Annotated in this window: 20 protein-coding genes; 19 read left to right on the forward strand and 1 reads right to left on the reverse strand. The window is 54.4% G+C overall.

Annotated elements, in window-relative coordinates; translation table 11 throughout:
• Positions 1 to 9 precede the first annotated feature (9 nt).
• On the forward strand, positions 10 to 1,419 hold the full coding sequence (locus PAGR_RS03165) for a PTS fructose transporter subunit IIC (RefSeq protein WP_014604956.1): 1,410 nt from the start codon (positions 10 to 12) through the stop codon (positions 1,417 to 1,419).
• Between the two features lie 3 nt (positions 1,420 to 1,422).
• A complete protein-coding gene (locus PAGR_RS03170; RefSeq protein ID WP_014604957.1) occupies positions 1,423 to 2,280 on the forward strand; it encodes a ketose-bisphosphate aldolase in 858 nt (285 codons plus the stop codon).
• 206 nt (positions 2,281 to 2,486) lie between these two features.
• Here the strand turns inward: PAGR_RS03170 and PAGR_RS03175 are convergent, their stop codons facing one another.
• Positions 2,487 to 3,071, reverse strand: a complete 585-nt coding sequence (locus PAGR_RS03175) for a phage repressor protein CI (RefSeq protein WP_014594661.1) — start codon at positions 3,069 to 3,071, stop codon at positions 2,487 to 2,489.
• A 423-nt stretch (positions 3,072 to 3,494) separates the two neighbouring features.
• Here PAGR_RS03175 and PAGR_RS03180 point away from each other — a divergent pair, with 423 nt between their 5' ends.
• The 17 genes from PAGR_RS03180 to PAGR_RS03255 all read left to right on the forward strand — a co-directional run bounded on the left by PAGR_RS03180 (position 3,495) and on the right by PAGR_RS03255 (position 14,087).
• Positions 3,495 to 3,863: a hypothetical protein gene (locus PAGR_RS03180; protein WP_014604958.1), complete on the forward strand. Its 369-nt coding sequence runs from the start codon at positions 3,495 to 3,497 to the stop codon at positions 3,861 to 3,863.
• A gap of 66 nt (positions 3,864 to 3,929) precedes the next feature.
• A complete protein-coding gene (locus PAGR_RS03185; protein ID WP_014604959.1) occupies positions 3,930 to 4,148 on the forward strand; it encodes a DUF2732 family protein in 219 nt (72 codons plus the stop codon).
• Positions 4,148 to 4,375 carry a TraR/DksA C4-type zinc finger protein gene (locus PAGR_RS03190; protein ID WP_014594660.1) on the forward strand — a complete coding sequence of 76 codons (228 nt, stop codon included), beginning with the start codon at positions 4,148 to 4,150 and terminating at the stop codon, positions 4,373 to 4,375. Before PAGR_RS03185 ends, PAGR_RS03190 begins: the two co-directional genes overlap by 1 nt.
• Positions 4,372 to 6,435, forward strand: coding sequence for a replication endonuclease (locus PAGR_RS03195; RefSeq protein WP_014604960.1), 2,064 nt, complete (start codon positions 4,372 to 4,374; stop codon positions 6,433 to 6,435). Before PAGR_RS03190 ends, PAGR_RS03195 begins: the two co-directional genes overlap by 4 nt.
• A 264-nt stretch (positions 6,436 to 6,699) precedes the next feature.
• Positions 6,700 to 6,867, forward strand: coding sequence for a hypothetical protein (locus PAGR_RS03200; protein ID WP_227008678.1), 168 nt, complete (start codon positions 6,700 to 6,702; stop codon positions 6,865 to 6,867).
• Positions 6,868 to 7,560: 693 nt separating this feature from the next.
• A complete protein-coding gene (locus PAGR_RS03205; RefSeq protein ID WP_014604961.1) occupies positions 7,561 to 7,764 on the forward strand; it encodes a tail protein X in 204 nt (67 codons plus the stop codon).
• A gap of 5 nt (positions 7,765 to 7,769) precedes the next feature.
• On the forward strand, positions 7,770 to 7,994 hold the full coding sequence (locus PAGR_RS03210) for an HP1 family phage holin (RefSeq protein WP_014604962.1): 225 nt from the start codon (positions 7,770 to 7,772) through the stop codon (positions 7,992 to 7,994).
• Positions 7,978 to 8,487 (forward strand): lysozyme, encoded by a 510-nt coding sequence (locus tag PAGR_RS03215; RefSeq protein WP_014604963.1) that lies wholly within the window; start codon positions 7,978 to 7,980, stop codon positions 8,485 to 8,487. Before PAGR_RS03210 ends, PAGR_RS03215 begins: the two co-directional genes overlap by 17 nt.
• Positions 8,484 to 8,918 (forward strand): Rz-like lysis system protein LysB, encoded by a 435-nt coding sequence (gene lysB, locus PAGR_RS03220; RefSeq protein ID WP_014604964.1) that lies wholly within the window; start codon positions 8,484 to 8,486, stop codon positions 8,916 to 8,918. Before PAGR_RS03215 ends, lysB begins: the two co-directional genes overlap by 4 nt.
• Positions 8,800 to 9,075: an Rz1-like lysis system protein LysC gene (gene lysC, locus PAGR_RS24055; protein WP_227008744.1), complete on the forward strand. Its 276-nt coding sequence runs from the start codon at positions 8,800 to 8,802 to the stop codon at positions 9,073 to 9,075. Before lysB ends, lysC begins: the two co-directional genes overlap by 119 nt.
• Positions 9,005 to 9,475 (forward strand): phage tail protein, encoded by a 471-nt coding sequence (locus PAGR_RS03225; protein WP_014594656.1) that lies wholly within the window; start codon positions 9,005 to 9,007, stop codon positions 9,473 to 9,475. Before lysC ends, PAGR_RS03225 begins: the two co-directional genes overlap by 71 nt.
• Before the next feature lie 92 nt (positions 9,476 to 9,567).
• Entirely contained in the window at positions 9,568 to 10,152 is a 585-nt protein-coding gene (locus PAGR_RS03230) for a phage baseplate assembly protein V (protein ID WP_013027279.1), read from the forward strand.
• Complete coding sequence (locus PAGR_RS03235) at positions 10,149 to 10,499, forward strand: GPW/gp25 family protein (RefSeq protein ID WP_013027278.1); 351 nt, start codon at positions 10,149 to 10,151, stop codon at positions 10,497 to 10,499. The genes PAGR_RS03230 and PAGR_RS03235 overlap by 4 nt, the downstream gene beginning before the upstream one ends.
• 3 nt (positions 10,500 to 10,502) lie before the next feature.
• A complete protein-coding gene (locus PAGR_RS03240; RefSeq protein ID WP_014604965.1) occupies positions 10,503 to 11,411 on the forward strand; it encodes a baseplate assembly protein in 909 nt (302 codons plus the stop codon).
• On the forward strand, positions 11,404 to 11,937 hold the full coding sequence (locus PAGR_RS03245) for a phage tail protein I (protein WP_014604966.1): 534 nt from the start codon (positions 11,404 to 11,406) through the stop codon (positions 11,935 to 11,937). The genes PAGR_RS03240 and PAGR_RS03245 overlap by 8 nt, the downstream gene beginning before the upstream one ends.
• Before the next feature lie 69 nt (positions 11,938 to 12,006).
• On the forward strand, positions 12,007 to 13,554 hold the full coding sequence (locus PAGR_RS24435; protein WP_014604967.1) for a phage tail protein: 1,548 nt from the start codon (positions 12,007 to 12,009) through the stop codon (positions 13,552 to 13,554).
• Positions 13,554 to 14,087 (forward strand): tail fiber assembly protein, encoded by a 534-nt coding sequence (locus PAGR_RS03255; protein ID WP_014604968.1) that lies wholly within the window; start codon positions 13,554 to 13,556, stop codon positions 14,085 to 14,087. Before PAGR_RS24435 ends, PAGR_RS03255 begins: the two co-directional genes overlap by 1 nt.
• Positions 14,088 to 14,221: the final 134 nt, after the last annotated feature.

Consider the following 14,221-nt stretch of genomic DNA (forward strand, 5'->3'; position numbering starts at 1 on the left):
GGAGGAAAAATGAATATTATTGCGATTACCGCCTGTCCCACAGGCGTAGCACACACTTATCTGGCGGAAGCCAATTTAAAAAAGAGCGCAGAGAAAAAAGGCATAACGATCCTTGTTGAAACACAGGGTGCCGTTGAAAGTGACTATATTTTCACTGAAGAGGATATTAAACGTGCTGATATCGTGCTTATTGCCGCGGATAAAAAGATTGATTGCTCCCGCTTTATCGGCAAAAGCATGATTACCGTGTCCGTTACCCGAGCCGCGAGAGATGCCGCTGGATTACTGGACGACATTTTGTCCGGGGCCTTAACCGGCGAAATCTGTTCCGCCTCACCAGAAGACGTAACCTTGCAGGGCAGAGACAAAGACAAAAAAGCGGCGCTGTCGAGCATCTATGTGCATCTGATTACCGGCGTCAACCTTATGATTCCCTTTGTCGTGGCGGGCGGGATATTAATTGCCCTCAGTTTTTCTTTTGGGATCACTGCCGCCACGCCAGGCGATCCCCTCTATAACCCCATTGCAAAGATGCTGTCCGATATAGGTGGCGGTGCCGCTTTTGCGTTAATGCTGCCGATTCTTTCACTGGGCATCAGCAAGTCGATTAGTGGCAATATGGGGATTGTGTCGGGCGCGGTGGGCGGCATGTTAGCCATTCATACCGGATCGGGTTTTCTTGGCGCCTTACTGGCGGGCTTTATGGCGGGCTACATCACGCTGCTCGTGGTGAAGTACATCAACTTACCCAAGGCCATTGCCGGACTTAAACCCATTCTGATTGTGCCACTGTTAAGCGTGTTCCTGACCGGTGCGCTGATGATTCTGGTCGTCGGCCAGCCCATTAAGCTTCTGTTACAGAGCCTGACTACCTTCCTGACGGATATGGGAAATGCCAACGCGGCTATCTTCGGATTGCTTATCGGAATGATGGTGGCTTTCGATATGGGCGGGCCGCTTAACAAAACCGTCTGTATGTTCGCGATTGGATTGATGTCGACCGGAATCTACGAACCCATCGCAGCATGCATGGCTGCGGGAATGGTTCCTCCCTTGGGCATTGCCCTTGCCACCACCCTTTTTAAAAAGAAATTCAGCGTTCAGGAGCGCGAAACCGGCAAGGTCACCTACGTGCTCGGCCTCTCTTTTATCACTGAGGGGGCCATTCCGTATGCCGTGGCGGACCCGCTTCGCGTCATTCCCGCCATTGTGGCGGGCTCGGGACTGGCTGGCGTACTGTCAATGATGCTCGGCTGTGCTTCCCGCGCACCGCATGGCGGGATCTTCGTTATGTTCATACCGAACGTCATTACCCATGTCTCAGCCTACCTGTTTGCCATTCTCGCCGGTGCGCTGTTTACCGCACTGATCCTCAGAGTGATTAAAAAAGATCATCCGCAACATTTACCGCAGGAGTGAATTATGTTGATAAATATGAAGGCGTTACTGAAGGTGGCGCAGGAGAATCAGTTCGGCGTCGGTGCCTTCAACATCGCCTCCGCTGAGTTTGCCCGGCTGGTCATTGAGGTGGCGGAATCCCTGCAATCTCCCGTCATCCTGGAAGTGCATCCCGATGAGCACGCTTTCGTCGGCGACAGTTTCATCGCCTATCTCAGGGAGCTGGCGGTTAACGCTTCCGTGCCGGTGGTGATTCATCAGGATCACGGCCAGACGCTGGCGCATATTTTAACCGCCATCCGCACCGGCTATACCTCGGTCATGATCGATGCCTCAGGCTTGCCATTTGAAGAGAATATCGCGCTGACGCGTGAAATCACCGCCATTGCCCACAAGGTTAACGTCTCGGTAGAAGCCGAACTGGGAACGATTGGCGTGGCAGAGGGGAGCGCGGAAGGGGGGCACAGTGAAATTCTCTATACCGATCCCGACCAGGCGGAGCGGTTTGCCAGAGAAACCGGGGTGGATACGCTTGCCGTGGCCATCGGCACGTCGCATGGTTTGTATCCTGCGGGTAAACAGCCTGTACTGGATATTGACCGTCTCAAAGCCATCAGACAGCGGCTGACGATTCCGTTGGTTCTGCACGGCGGCTCGGGCAACAAAGACAGCGAGGTCGCGGAGTCGATTAAGTATGGCGTAGGGAAAATCAATATCTCCAGCGATATGAAGAAGGCGTTTTATTTCGCGCTGCAGGAAGAATTGCAGTCAAACGGACATGAACCCAGCGCACTCTACGTGCGCCCGATGGCGGCGGCGAAAGCCGTTGTCGAGCACAAGATGCGGCTTTTCTCTTCAGCGGGGAAGGCCGGACTGTATTAAGCGTTAACGCTGGCGGTAACGGGCGAGCCGTGGTTAAACCTGTATTGACCGGGGAGCCAACCTCAGCGATCAGCAAGCAGCTTTGGTGGGAACCCCTTGCCGCTAAGAGCGGAGCGGGCGGCCTGAGGCAGGCGGCCCGCGTTGTACCGCATTCTGTTAGTGACGCTGAGGCCGTGATAAGGCGTTGCCGTGCGCACGACGCCGGTTTATTGAATCGTCAGAACCACGCGGCCAATCAGCCTGATATCATCAATCCCGCAATCAAACGCTACGCCGATGCCGCTGACGTGCACTTTCCTGACCGGAATGCGCGTTAGCGTCCTGACGCTGGCGGTTCCTTCAATTTCGACCAACCAGACGCCGTCATGCATATCTTCAAAATCGGTATCGATGATGTACTGGGTGGTTTCCGCCAACAGTAAGAAAGCACTGCGCGGTTCCTGTTTCAATGGCGCGTATAACGCTTTATCCAGCATCACATAACCCGCTTCCTCGATTTTGCCGCTGATTAGCTTTTTTCTAATCAGTGTGGGCGTGTCGGGTTTGCTTTCAGAGAATTTTGAGCCTTTGCCTGTGATCAACCATTGCAGGTCTGCGCCCGTTTCCATCACGCACTGTAAAACGATATCTGAAGGAAAAACATCACGTTTATAGCGTGCAGACAGGCTACTTGCTGCAATTCCAAGGTGATCTGCAAGCTGCATTTTCATGGTAAAGCCGTAGGCATCGACAACGCGATCCAGAGCTTCTGCGCTCGAGTTCGGAAATTTGAAATTAGTATAAACGCTCATTTTTATTGACACTTAGATTTAGTCTAAGTATCCTCCAGTTTAAGTTAGCCTTTGAATGATGCAACAGGGTGCGGCTTTATCTGATAACTCAGGATTTTGCCTGATGAGGCTCATTTTTACAATCATCAAGCCAGAACCTTATTGTCGCAATGAGATGCAGGGCTAATGCAGTCAGCGCACGTGGAGAGGCGCGTAAAAGCGCGCTTTCAGGGTCGAAAGCGCTCTCAGGCCGCGGCTGGCGCAGCAACACGCCCTGTCCGGGGCAATCTGGGGGGAAACCGTCTGCGCACCTGCCGTTTCGCTTAATGCTTAACGAGCGTCATGGATGAGACAGGCGCGAATCCGCCGCCAGTAAAACGTCACTGTAACAACGATGAGGGTATTGATTCGTCAAAACTCGCTGCAACGTTTTCGGAGGAGCCTATGAACCGCACCGTCCAGGTCATCAGTCAGTCATCTGCCGGGCCACGTTTCACCGCAGAGCAAGACTGCCACAGCGAAAAAATGACGTTTGATGCGTTTCGACAGCACTGGCGCTTGCTGCGCGATCACAACCGAAACCCATCGCTTCGCTATTTTAATCGTCAAAATGATGACTTTAAATTTTGCGTATTAACCCTGGCTAACCGCGACTGCCCGGGCATGTTCAGGCTGGAAGACATTGGCAGGCCTTTCCAGTTTTTTGACCAGGCGCGCCGTGAGCACATCATTTTAGCAATGAATAAGCTGGCCCGCTGGGGAAACATGTTGCCGCGTCAGTTCTCAACGGCTGACTGCTTTCTGCCTGAATAAGTAAATCACCCCTGACGTGATGACGTAAACCCGTCGGGCATGCCTTTGCCCAAAATCTGGAGAGAAATGATGAATACCGAGACACATCCAATGAACGACGCCATGGCCTTTACCCTCAATAAACTGCTCGATAATGAGCGTAAAGCCTGCGCGCTGGCCGTGGCGAAGCGGCTGAGTGCGATGGCAGCGCACATTACGCGGCAGACGCTAAACGGCATCGAAGCAGCAGAGCTGTTGCGATCTGAAGCTGAGCGTTATGAAAACGAATCAGGTGAGATGCGCTAATGGCAGATGCAATCGATATTGCGCAGCAGCGCAGCGAGGAAATCCTGGCGCAAAATATCGCGCAGGTTACGCAACGTCCTGTGGCGATCGGCGCCTCGCTCTGTGAAGAGTGCGACGCACCGATTCCTGAAGCGCGCCGTCGTGCGCTGCAGGGCGTGACCCGCTGCCTCTCCTGTCAGGAGTTGAGCGAGCTGAGAGCACGTCTTCACTACGGGAATACGCGATGATGTCGTTCGCTTACCCGTGGAATGCCCCGCGGCTGGCGATAGCCAGCCCGTATCTGACCCATGACCAGCAGCAGCACCGTCATCAACAGATTGCGGCGTGGTTGCACGGACAGAAAATTCTTCGTGCCCAGCCCAGCATTGTCCAGATGGACGTGAAGCGTCGTCTTGCCAGTCTGGAACAGCAGCAGGGAACAGCCCGGGCCAATGCCTACTTAGCAAAAACCTTTGTTGAGCGCACATTGCCGCGTGTTGACTCTGTTAACCGACGTTATCAACTGCATGATATGCGCACGGGCGTTGTCGCACAGCTGACCCGCAGCATGTCCTGCCCGCAGGGGGCAGCCAGAGCCGCTGGCACGCTGTGGGAACTGATGAAACGCTTTAACCGCCTTGCGGATATGTCCCGTGCCGACACTGATGTGCTGGCAGGGGATATCGCGCATTTCATTCACGCGGAGCTGGTGCAACTGCACACTCACGCCCAAACCGATACGGACTACCGTTATACCCACAGACTGTATATGACCGCGGCGGTGATCACCCGTGAGCTGGGTCAGACGCCGCCTTTATGGGAAACCGTCAGCGCCCGCGTATTCTGCCCTGAAGCGGTGACCTCGGCCATTCTGCGTATGCAGGCGGAAAAATGGTGGAAAGGCCAGCTGCGTCGTATCAGTGCCTTCTGGCGTGAACATCTGCATATCGCCCTGGCGAACGTCAATAAAACACATTCCCCTTATGCCAGCCTTATGGCCGTAGCGGAATGGCGTGAGCAACGCCGCCGTACCCGTGATTTCCTCCAGGGAATGGATCTGGAGGATGAAGAGGGCAACCGCATCAGCCTGATTGAAAAATACGACGGCAGCGTAGCCAATCCGGCTATTCGTCGTGCTGAACTGATGACGCGTATTCGTGGCTTCGAAACCATCTGTCAGGATATGGGCTTCCGCGCCTGCTTCTACACGTTAACCGCGCCGTCACGCTATCACGCGACCTTGCAGAGTGGTCACCGTAACGCTAAATGGACGGGGGCCAGCCCGGCCGAAACACAGCGCTATCTCTGCTCACTCTGGCAAAAAGTGCGGGCCAAACTGCATCGTGAAAAGATCAGCATTTTTGGTTTACGGGTTGCGGAGCCGCATCATGATGGCACGCCCCACTGGCATCTGCTGATGTTTATGCGCCCTGAAGACGTTAATCGCGTAGACGAGATCCTGCGCCATTACGCCTGCCAGCAGGACAGTGAGGAACTGAACAGCGCAAAGGCGCGCAAAGCCCGTTTTCACGTCGAAGCGATCGATCCGGCGAAAGGCAGCGCGACCGGCTATGTTGCCAAATATGTTTCTAAAAACATTGACGGCTATGCGCTAGAGGGCGAGCGGGATAACGAGAGCGGTAAACCGCTAAGGGAGACGGCGATGGCGGTGTCGGCATGGGCAGCACGCTGGCACATCCGCCAGTTTCAGTTTATTGGAGGTGCGCCCGTAACAGTTTATCGCGAACTTCGCCGCATGGCGGACACCGAAACCGCGCATGGCCTGAGCGTGGAATTCGCCGCGGTGCATGATGCGGCCGATGCCGGTCAATGGGCCGACTACATCAATGCCCAGGGCGGCCCGTTCGTTAAACGCGACGCGCTTGCGGTGCGCACCTGGTACCAGCCCGCCGAAAGCTGTAATGCGTTTGGTGAGGAAATCCAGTCAATTAAGGGCGTTTACGCCACTGCTGTTGGTGCTGATACGCCAGTCCTGACGCGGTTAAAGCTATGGAAGCTGGTGCCCAAACGTGCTGAAGATGCGGGCGACGAAAAAAGCCAGTCCGCTTCGTTGTCTTGGAGTTCTGTTAATAACTGTACGGACCCCGTAAGCCGTTTTTATGCCAGAAGTGAGGTCTCTGACGATCTGCGCACAGATCCGTGGCGCAGAGGTCACGAAGGCGAAAGGGCTTCCAGGTTTATCTGCCGGGCTTCGCCTTTACGCATTCCTGGCCCTGTTTCAGGCTACGACAGAGGCGATGCTTCTCCTGCAGCCCAGCCAACGGTGAGGATTTCTTTTTCGCCCTGACGTGACGAAAAGACGGAGTGAAAACCTGCTGTTTTGGATGGGTAAATGAAGAAAATCTATTGATTTTTCTTACGCTTCTGACGTAAGTGTGCCTTCACCTGTCTGGCAGGCAGTACAACAAAAGTTGATGCCTATCAACATGATATAATTTTTTACGAACTATCTTAAAACGCTTCCACAGTTAATGAATGCTATGCTACTGTATGTATGTACAGTATTTATTTGGGGGAGGGAATTGTGGGAAATGAATTACATGAGCGAGTCATGCTTGAACGCGTCGAACTTATCGCCAGGCTTACCAGTGAAGGAGCCTGCCGGGAGCGTGACAGGGAAATCGCGTTAAATTTGATCGCTGAAATCGCTGCGAACTACACCCTTTCCGATAACCACTTTTCTGTTGTCTTTGCGGCGACGCCTTTAAAAAAATCATGATGGCGACGCATTCACTGTGACATCAGGACGGTTGTCCGTTGCCTGAGCCATCTTAACGGATGAGAGGGTTCAGGCGCGGGCAACAGCAAAACCGCGCCAGTGCGTTTTATCGCTGACATTGCGTCATGACCGACCGAAAACGCCGGGCATCTGCTGCCTGCAGGCGTTTGCAGCAACCCCTGTTCGCCAGGCGTAGGTCTTCCCCCACCTTTACTGAATAACGTTATCCCGGCCGCTTTCCTGTCAGCATTCGCGGCAATCTTTTGGTTACTGCCCCTTTCCTGTTGCTGGCTTACGACCTCTCCCGGTCGTCGCTGTGAAAGCAAATACGCTCACGTCATCCCAGCGCTTTCGCAACCCTTCCATCGGCGCCCGCATCCAGGGTGTAACCCTCTGCCCGCCCAGCCTTGAGCGGACGGCCTTGCGTTGAGCAAGCGCCTGCTGAGGCACACACTACTTCTGACAAGCGGCAGGCACAGCAATCTCTGGATCGCTCTGCGCGAAGGCCAATGCACATCGCGTATCCGGGTTATCCGGATTCGGCTTCAGGGCGGTTTGGTGGCCCGACGGTGCAATTCTCTGAACAGGTTTCTGTTGGCCAACGGGGCCTTTATTGCCTGTCACCACGACAGCGGATGTTCTCAACTTATCGCCTACTCGACCATGGCTTTTACGCTCATAAGGGGCCAATCAATGCTGATTTACGCACAACAGGAAGAAACCGTTGATGAGATCTGCTGGCGTTACTACGGACGCACGCAGCAGGCGGTTGAACAGGTTTATGCCGCCAATCCTGGCCTGGCAGAACAAGGCCCAACATTACCGCACGGATGCAGAGTGGTGTTACCGGAGCTGCCTCAGGCGGCCACGGGTGAAACCCTCAATCTGTGGGATTAGCGCCAATGGAAAAAATCAGTTCTCTGATTAATTACCTCATCGGGATCGTCCTGATGTGGTTTGGACGTCACACACCGCAGGATATCGCCTTTATGGTTGGCTCTGGCGTCGCCGTTTTGACCATGTGCACCAACGTTGCGACGTTTTTTATCAACTGGCACTACCGTCGCAAAACTTACGAGCTACAGCAGCGCAACTTACAGGGGCTTAACTTTGAGCCAGACCGCTAAACGTTGCGCCGTGGCGGCCGTACTGGCCCTGGCCGCGTTGCTACCGCAAATCAACATGCTGAAAACCTCTGAAGCCGGCCTGAAGCTGATTGCCGATGCAGAAGGCTGCCGCACCTCGCCCTATCAGTGCAGCGCCGGCGTCTGGACCAACGGCATTGGTCACACGCAAGGTGTTACCCCGACCAGCGTGGTGAACGAGCGCCAGGCCGCAGTTAACCTGGTTTACGACGTGATGCGCGTTGAACGCGGGATCGACCAGTGCATGCCACGTGAAATGCCGTTCCAGGTTTATGACGCGGTGGTGTCATTCGGTTTTAACGTTGGCGTGCACGCCGCCTGTCACTCAACGCTGGCGGGATTGATCAACAGCGGCCGCTGGCACGATGCCTGCCTGCAGCTTAAGCGCTGGGTATATGTCAAAGGCACCTACAACCCGGGCCTGGATAACCGTCGCCAGCGCGAAATGGCGTGGTGTTTAAAAGGAGCGGCATGATGCGACTGGTTGCACTGGCGATCGCCATTTTGCTTATTGCCCTGGGCTTAACCGGCTGGCGCCTTAGCGTGATGACTCATCAACGGGATGAGGCACTGCGCAGGGTGAGTACGCTGACGGCTGACGTCAGCAGCCGGGACAAGGCGCTGGCCCAACTCGATGCGGATATCCAGGCTAGCCGAAAACGTGAGGCGGCGCTGCGGCTGCTTCAGAACCAGGCCAGCGCGCAGGCGCTCCATCGTGAAACCATTATCAGAAGAGAAACCGATGCCAATCCCGCTTTACGTGCCTGGAGCGCTGCTGCTTTGCCTGCTGACGTTATCCGGCTGCACAGCCGTCCGGCCTTCAGCAATGCCCGAGATTATCTGGACTGGTTGTCCACGCGTGACAAGTTGCCCCATTCCGGAAAACAACCTGCAGACGCAGGGTGATTTGGCGGCGGATAACCGCCAGTTAGAGGCTGCGCTCGCATCGTGCGGGTTGCAGATTGAGATGATTAAAGCGTGCCAGGAGCAGCATGATGTTGAAAGCGACCCAACTACGCCAGGTGCTGATAAACAGCGTTCCGCTGCTTCAGCAAAATCCTGACAACCTGACGATAGCGATTCAGTCCGGAAACCTGGTTTCCACGCTGGCCAGCTCGCTGTCGTTTGAATACCACTTCCAGCTGGCCGTCACGATTACTGACTACGCAGAGGATATCGATCTGATCATGGTTCCCCTGCTGACATGGCTTCGGGAAAACCAGCCCGACATCATGGTTTCGGATGAGAAACGTCGCACCGGCTTTACCTTCACCCTTGAGGCAACCGGCGATGGGCGCAGTAAGGTGAATATCACTCTGCAACTGACCGAACGCGTCTGGGTTGAGCAGCAGAACGGCGCATTACACATCACGCATCTGCCAGAACCGGCTATGCCGGAAAATGTTGAGCGCCCCTGGCAGTTGTACATCAAAGGCAAGCTGGTCAGCGAATGGAAAACATAGCGATAACCCTTATCCGCTGACGCGCTGTTTAGCCATCCCTGGGTAAACGGCATTCGATTGCCGCTTTTCTCCTGCAACGAGAAACTAATGCCATGAACGAGCAAATATTAGAAATCAAGCGCTTGCTGCGCAACATGGTCCGCATTGGCACCGTTGCCGCCATCAATCTGGAGGCGGGAACCTGCCGGGTAAAAACCGGCGATAACACCACTGACTGGCTGCACTGGCTAAGTGCCCGGGCGGGAAGAACCCGTTCATGGAATGCGCCGTCGCCAGGCGAGCAGGTGCTGATCATAAGCCTGGGCGGTGAGCTGAACAGCGGCTTCGTGTTACCCGGCGTGTTCTCTGACGCCAGCCCGGCGCCCTCGGCCTCTGCCGATGCGCTGCACTACTCTTTTCCCGATGGTGCGGTCATTGAATACGAGCCTGCAACCGGCGCGCTGAAAGCCGAAGGGATTCAGACGGCGACGATCAAGGCGGCTGTCAAAATCCTGCTGGATACGCCAGAGGTGGAGTGCACCACGTTACTGAAAACCGCCACGCTGGAAGTGACCCAGGGCGGCACCATGAAGGGCGATGTGTCGCACAGCGGTGGCAGCTTCGCCTCCAACGGCAAAGTGCTGCATACGCACCAGCATCCGGGCGACAGCGGTGGCACCACAGGAGCACCATTATGACAACAGCACGCTACACCGGCATGAGCCGCGAAACAGGCGTAACCCTCGTTGAGCTGGAGCATATCCGCCAGTCCGTCCGTGACATTCTGACGACGCCGCTGGGATCGCGGGTGATGCGCCGTAACTACGGTTCACTGTTGTCGGCGCTAATTGACCAGCCGCAGAACGACAGGTTGCGCCTGCAAATCATGTCGGCCTGTTATATGGCGATCCTGCAGTGGGAGCCGCGCATCAGCCTGACTGCCATTAATTTTGAATCTGCGTTTGACGGCGGGATGGTGGTGGAAATCACCGGCAACCGTGCGGACACCGCGCAGGATTTTTCGTTAACCGTCCCTGTGAGTTGAATCATGCCTACTATCGACCTGAGCCAGCTGCCTGCGCCAAACGTGGTGGAAACGCTGGACTATGAAACGCTGCTTGCCGAACGCAAAGCCACCTTGATTTCGCTCTATCCTGCAGATGAGCAGGCATCGGTTGCCCGGGTTCTGGCGCTGGAGTCCGACCCGCTGGTGAAACTCCTGCAGGAGAACGCCTACCGGGAAGTCATTCTGCGTCAACGCATCAACGAGGCGGCCAAGGCGGTGATGGTGGCCTGGGCCAATGGCAGCGATCTGGATCAACTGGGCGCCAACAACGGCGTGACGCGGCTGGTGCTGACGCCGGCAGATACCAGCGCTACGCCGCCCGTTGAGGCGGTAATGGAGCGGGATGAAGACTTCCGCGCCCGCATTGCCGCCGCGTTTGAAGGGCTGAGTGTTGCGGGGCCGTCCGGTGCTTACGAATTTCATGCACGCAGCGCCGATGGCCGCGTAGCCGATGCCTCGGCTATCAGTCCCTCTCCCGCCAGCGTCACGATTACCGTGCTGTCCCGCGAAGGCAACGGTGCGGCGGGCAGCGACCTGCTGGCGATCGTGAATGCCGCGCTAAATGACGAAGATGTCCGTCCGGTTGCTGACCGGGTTACCGTCCAGTCGGCTCAGATTGTGGATTATCGCGTTGACGCCACGCTGTATTTGTATCCCGGTCCCGAGGCGGAGCCCATCCGTGCCGCATCCGAGGCGAAGCTCAAGGCATTTGTAAACACCCAGGCACGTTTAGGCCGCGATATTCGCAAGTCTGCGCTGTATGCCGCGCTACATGTAGAAGGTGTACAGCGCGTCGAACTGGCCCAGCCGGTGGCCGATGTGGTGCTGGATAAAACTCAGGCCGCGTTCTGCACCGGCTACCAGATCACGGTAGGAGGTTCCGATGAGTAAACGCCTGCTGCCAACGGGTTCATCAGCCCTGGAAGTTGCCGCGGCTGAAGCCTGCGCAGCGCTGGAGTCCATTCCTGTTCCTTTGCGCCAGTTATGGAATTCGCAGACCTGTCCGGTAGAGCTACTGCCCTATCTGGCCTGGGCCTGGTCGGTGGATCGTTGGGATTCGGGCTGGAGCGAAAGCACGAAACGCAGCGTGGTTGCTGCATCGGAATATATCCATAAACACAAAGGGACGATTGGCTCTCTGCGTCGTGTGGTGGAGCCGATTGGCTACCTGATCCGTTTCACCGAATGGTGGCAAAACGATGGGGTTCCGGGCACCTTTCGCATCGATGTTGGCGTGCAGGAAGCCGGGATTGATGAGGCAATGTACAACGAGCTGGAGCGGTTAATTGCTGATGCAAAACCGGTTAGCCGACATTTGATTGGATTGTCTATCAATCTTGATTCAACGGGTTCTTTACCTGTGACTGTCGCCAGCTATAGCGGTGACGAATTAACCGTTTATCCCTTTATACCTTAATCAACACCGCAGGCGGTTCAGGTTACACCGTGCAGCGGTCCATCTTAATGATCTGACGGAAGTGAGAGCATGACAACGAAATATTTTGCCCTACTGACCAATCAGGGCGCGGCAAAGCTGGCCAATGCCGCAGCCCAGGGTACTCAATTGAAGATTACCGAAATGGCTTTGGGCGATGGTGGAGGCAGCCTGCCAACACCGGACCCCGCGCAGACCAAACTGATTAGCGAAAAGCGCCGTGCCGCACTGAATACGCTGAAAACTGATACCGCTAACAGCAACCATATTATTGCTGAACAGATTATTCCAGAGGACGAGGGTGGCTTCTGGATCCGCGAGATTGCCCTGTATGACGACGACGGCACGATGGTTGCCGTCGCGAACTGCGCGGAAACTTACAAGCCAAAGCTGCAGGAAGGCAGCGGTCGTACTCAGACCGTGCGCATGATTCTGATCGTAAATAGTCCCAGTTCCGTTACGCTAAAGATCGACCCTTCGGTTGTGCTGGCCACGCGGCAGTATGTGGATGATAAAACGATTGAGGTAAAAGGCTATACCGACGACGTGATGAAAAAACACGTCGAGGCAGCCAATCCTCACCCTCAGTATCTACAAACGGCTAATGCATTAGCGGAGATTAAAAATGCTGGATTGATGGCTGAAGCCCGAAAAAATCTTGAATTAGGCAGTGCGGCCTTGAGTGAGATCCAGACTTCAAAAGATGATGTTACTGCTGGACGTGCACTGGTTAACGGTGGGGCGATTGCGGTACGGACTGTTTACGCTCGTGGAGAAGGCGACAGCGCTTACAAAGACACTAACGATCTATCAGCTAATGCTGTCAGTTTTGTCTATTCCTCAGCTAAAAACTCGCCGGGTTTCGAGGCATCTTTGTTGGACTTCTCAGGACATACAGGGAATTATCGCGTCCAGCTTGCTGCCAGTTACGCAAATGGTAATCACTTTAAAGTCCGTACAATGAACGGCGACAATCAGACCTGGAATGACTGGTATGAGTTATATCATACAAATAATAAACCTACTGCCAGAGATATTGACGCAGTTCCTGTCGCCGGGGGAACTATGACAGGTGAGCTTAGTACGACAAGTCTAAATAGCTATCGTATTCGCACCGATAATAAGGCGTTTTTTCTCCGCTTTGATGGCAACGATTTTTATATTTTGAAAACGGTAAATGGCGATCCTGATGGCTTATGGGATAACTCCCGACCGTTGCGCATCAATGCAAATGATGGGCGGCTGTATTTGGGTGCAAATACACGTATAGAAGGTAATTTCTACGCCCAGGATGCGTGCTTTCAAACGGACGGTAATTTATATGGAAGCGCTTGGGGCGGTTGGCTAAGCGACTGGCTCAATTCACAACTCGCTGCGATACGGAATGCGGCAAGTGATGCTCAGGCTAACAGAGTGACGGATATACGCTTAACAGCAGAGCACCAGGTCGGTGCTAACGGCATCACGGATTATCGCAATGCGAATACCGTATTAACCGGTTTTACCAATGGTGATGCTGATTATTCCGCAGAAGGGCTTTTCTGGAGCTATATCCAGTATTACAGAAGTGGTCAATGGATAACGGTGGGACGCTCATAATGATGAATCTTAAAAACTTTAAACGTGGTGAACCCAGAACCGAGCAGCAGAAAGCGCTGGCACAGGGCGGTGCATGGTTTTTGTTCGATGAAGACGGTAATGAATGGTATGAAAGTCAGAAATTGTTTTCGCCAGACACTATCAAAATTGCGTATCGTGAAAAAGGGATTGTCGCGGCTATTGCGAACAATTTTACCGATGTATCCTCTTTATTTCCTGATGGGCTTAGCGTAACGGAGATTGAAAATACGGAGCAAAACCGTCTTGCCGATAATACCGGTGGTTGGGTGTTTGACGGTAAGGGCATTGTAGAGCGGATTTATACGGAGCAAGAGCTGACGGCTTTTGCAGAAGCTGAAAAAGCTAAGCGACTTGTCGCAGCATCTAAAGTCGTTGCGCCGCTTCAGGATGCCGCAGACTTAGAGATGGCCACTGATGAAGAAAAAGCCCGTTTACTTTCCTGGAAAAAATATCGGGTAATGCTTAACCGTGTGGATACAGCCAAACCCGACTGGCCTCAAGCACCAGAGTAGCATGCTGGAAATTTGAGAGCTGGTTGAGCAGGATGACATTCTTCGCTCTGCATCTACTACGCTGCGGCGATATCCTTCATCAGTCATTAACGGATGAATTTATCGCGCGGCGTATCACTTCATTACAATTAACG

It is taken from the genome of Pantoea ananatis PA13, from assembly GCF_000233595.1.
Lineage (GTDB): Bacteria > Pseudomonadota > Gammaproteobacteria > Enterobacterales > Enterobacteriaceae > Pantoea > Pantoea ananatis.

Coding starts and splice junctions, on each gene's coding strand:
- PAGR_RS03190 (WP_014594660.1), top strand. CDS start 4,148: ATGGCAGATGCAATCGATATTGCGCAGCAGCGCAGCGAGGAAATCCTG.
- PAGR_RS03210 (WP_014604962.1), top strand. CDS start 7,770: ATGGAAAAAATCAGTTCTCTGATTAATTACCTCATCGGGATCGTCCTG.
- PAGR_RS24435 (WP_014604967.1), top strand. CDS start 12,007: ATGACAACGAAATATTTTGCCCTACTGACCAATCAGGGCGCGGCAAAG.
- PAGR_RS03235 (WP_013027278.1), top strand. CDS start 10,149: ATGACAACAGCACGCTACACCGGCATGAGCCGCGAAACAGGCGTAACC.
- PAGR_RS03195 (WP_014604960.1), top strand. CDS start 4,372: ATGATGTCGTTCGCTTACCCGTGGAATGCCCCGCGGCTGGCGATAGCC.
- PAGR_RS03225 (WP_014594656.1), top strand. CDS start 9,005: ATGATGTTGAAAGCGACCCAACTACGCCAGGTGCTGATAAACAGCGTT.
- PAGR_RS03165 (WP_014604956.1), top strand. CDS start 10: ATGAATATTATTGCGATTACCGCCTGTCCCACAGGCGTAGCACACACT.
- PAGR_RS03240 (WP_014604965.1), top strand. CDS start 10,503: ATGCCTACTATCGACCTGAGCCAGCTGCCTGCGCCAAACGTGGTGGAA.
- PAGR_RS03245 (WP_014604966.1), top strand. CDS start 11,404: ATGAGTAAACGCCTGCTGCCAACGGGTTCATCAGCCCTGGAAGTTGCC.
- lysB (WP_014604964.1), top strand. CDS start 8,484: ATGATGCGACTGGTTGCACTGGCGATCGCCATTTTGCTTATTGCCCTG.
- PAGR_RS03180 (WP_014604958.1), top strand. CDS start 3,495: ATGAACCGCACCGTCCAGGTCATCAGTCAGTCATCTGCCGGGCCACGT.
- PAGR_RS03205 (WP_014604961.1), top strand. CDS start 7,561: ATGCTGATTTACGCACAACAGGAAGAAACCGTTGATGAGATCTGCTGG.
- PAGR_RS03170 (WP_014604957.1), top strand. CDS start 1,423: ATGTTGATAAATATGAAGGCGTTACTGAAGGTGGCGCAGGAGAATCAG.
- PAGR_RS03255 (WP_014604968.1), top strand. CDS start 13,554: ATGATGAATCTTAAAAACTTTAAACGTGGTGAACCCAGAACCGAGCAG.
- PAGR_RS03200 (WP_227008678.1), top strand. CDS start 6,700: ATGCTTGAACGCGTCGAACTTATCGCCAGGCTTACCAGTGAAGGAGCC.
- PAGR_RS03185 (WP_014604959.1), top strand. CDS start 3,930: ATGATGAATACCGAGACACATCCAATGAACGACGCCATGGCCTTTACC.
- PAGR_RS03230 (WP_013027279.1), top strand. CDS start 9,568: ATGAACGAGCAAATATTAGAAATCAAGCGCTTGCTGCGCAACATGGTC.
- PAGR_RS03175 (WP_014594661.1), bottom strand. CDS start 3,071: ATGAGCGTTTATACTAATTTCAAATTTCCGAACTCGAGCGCAGAAGCT.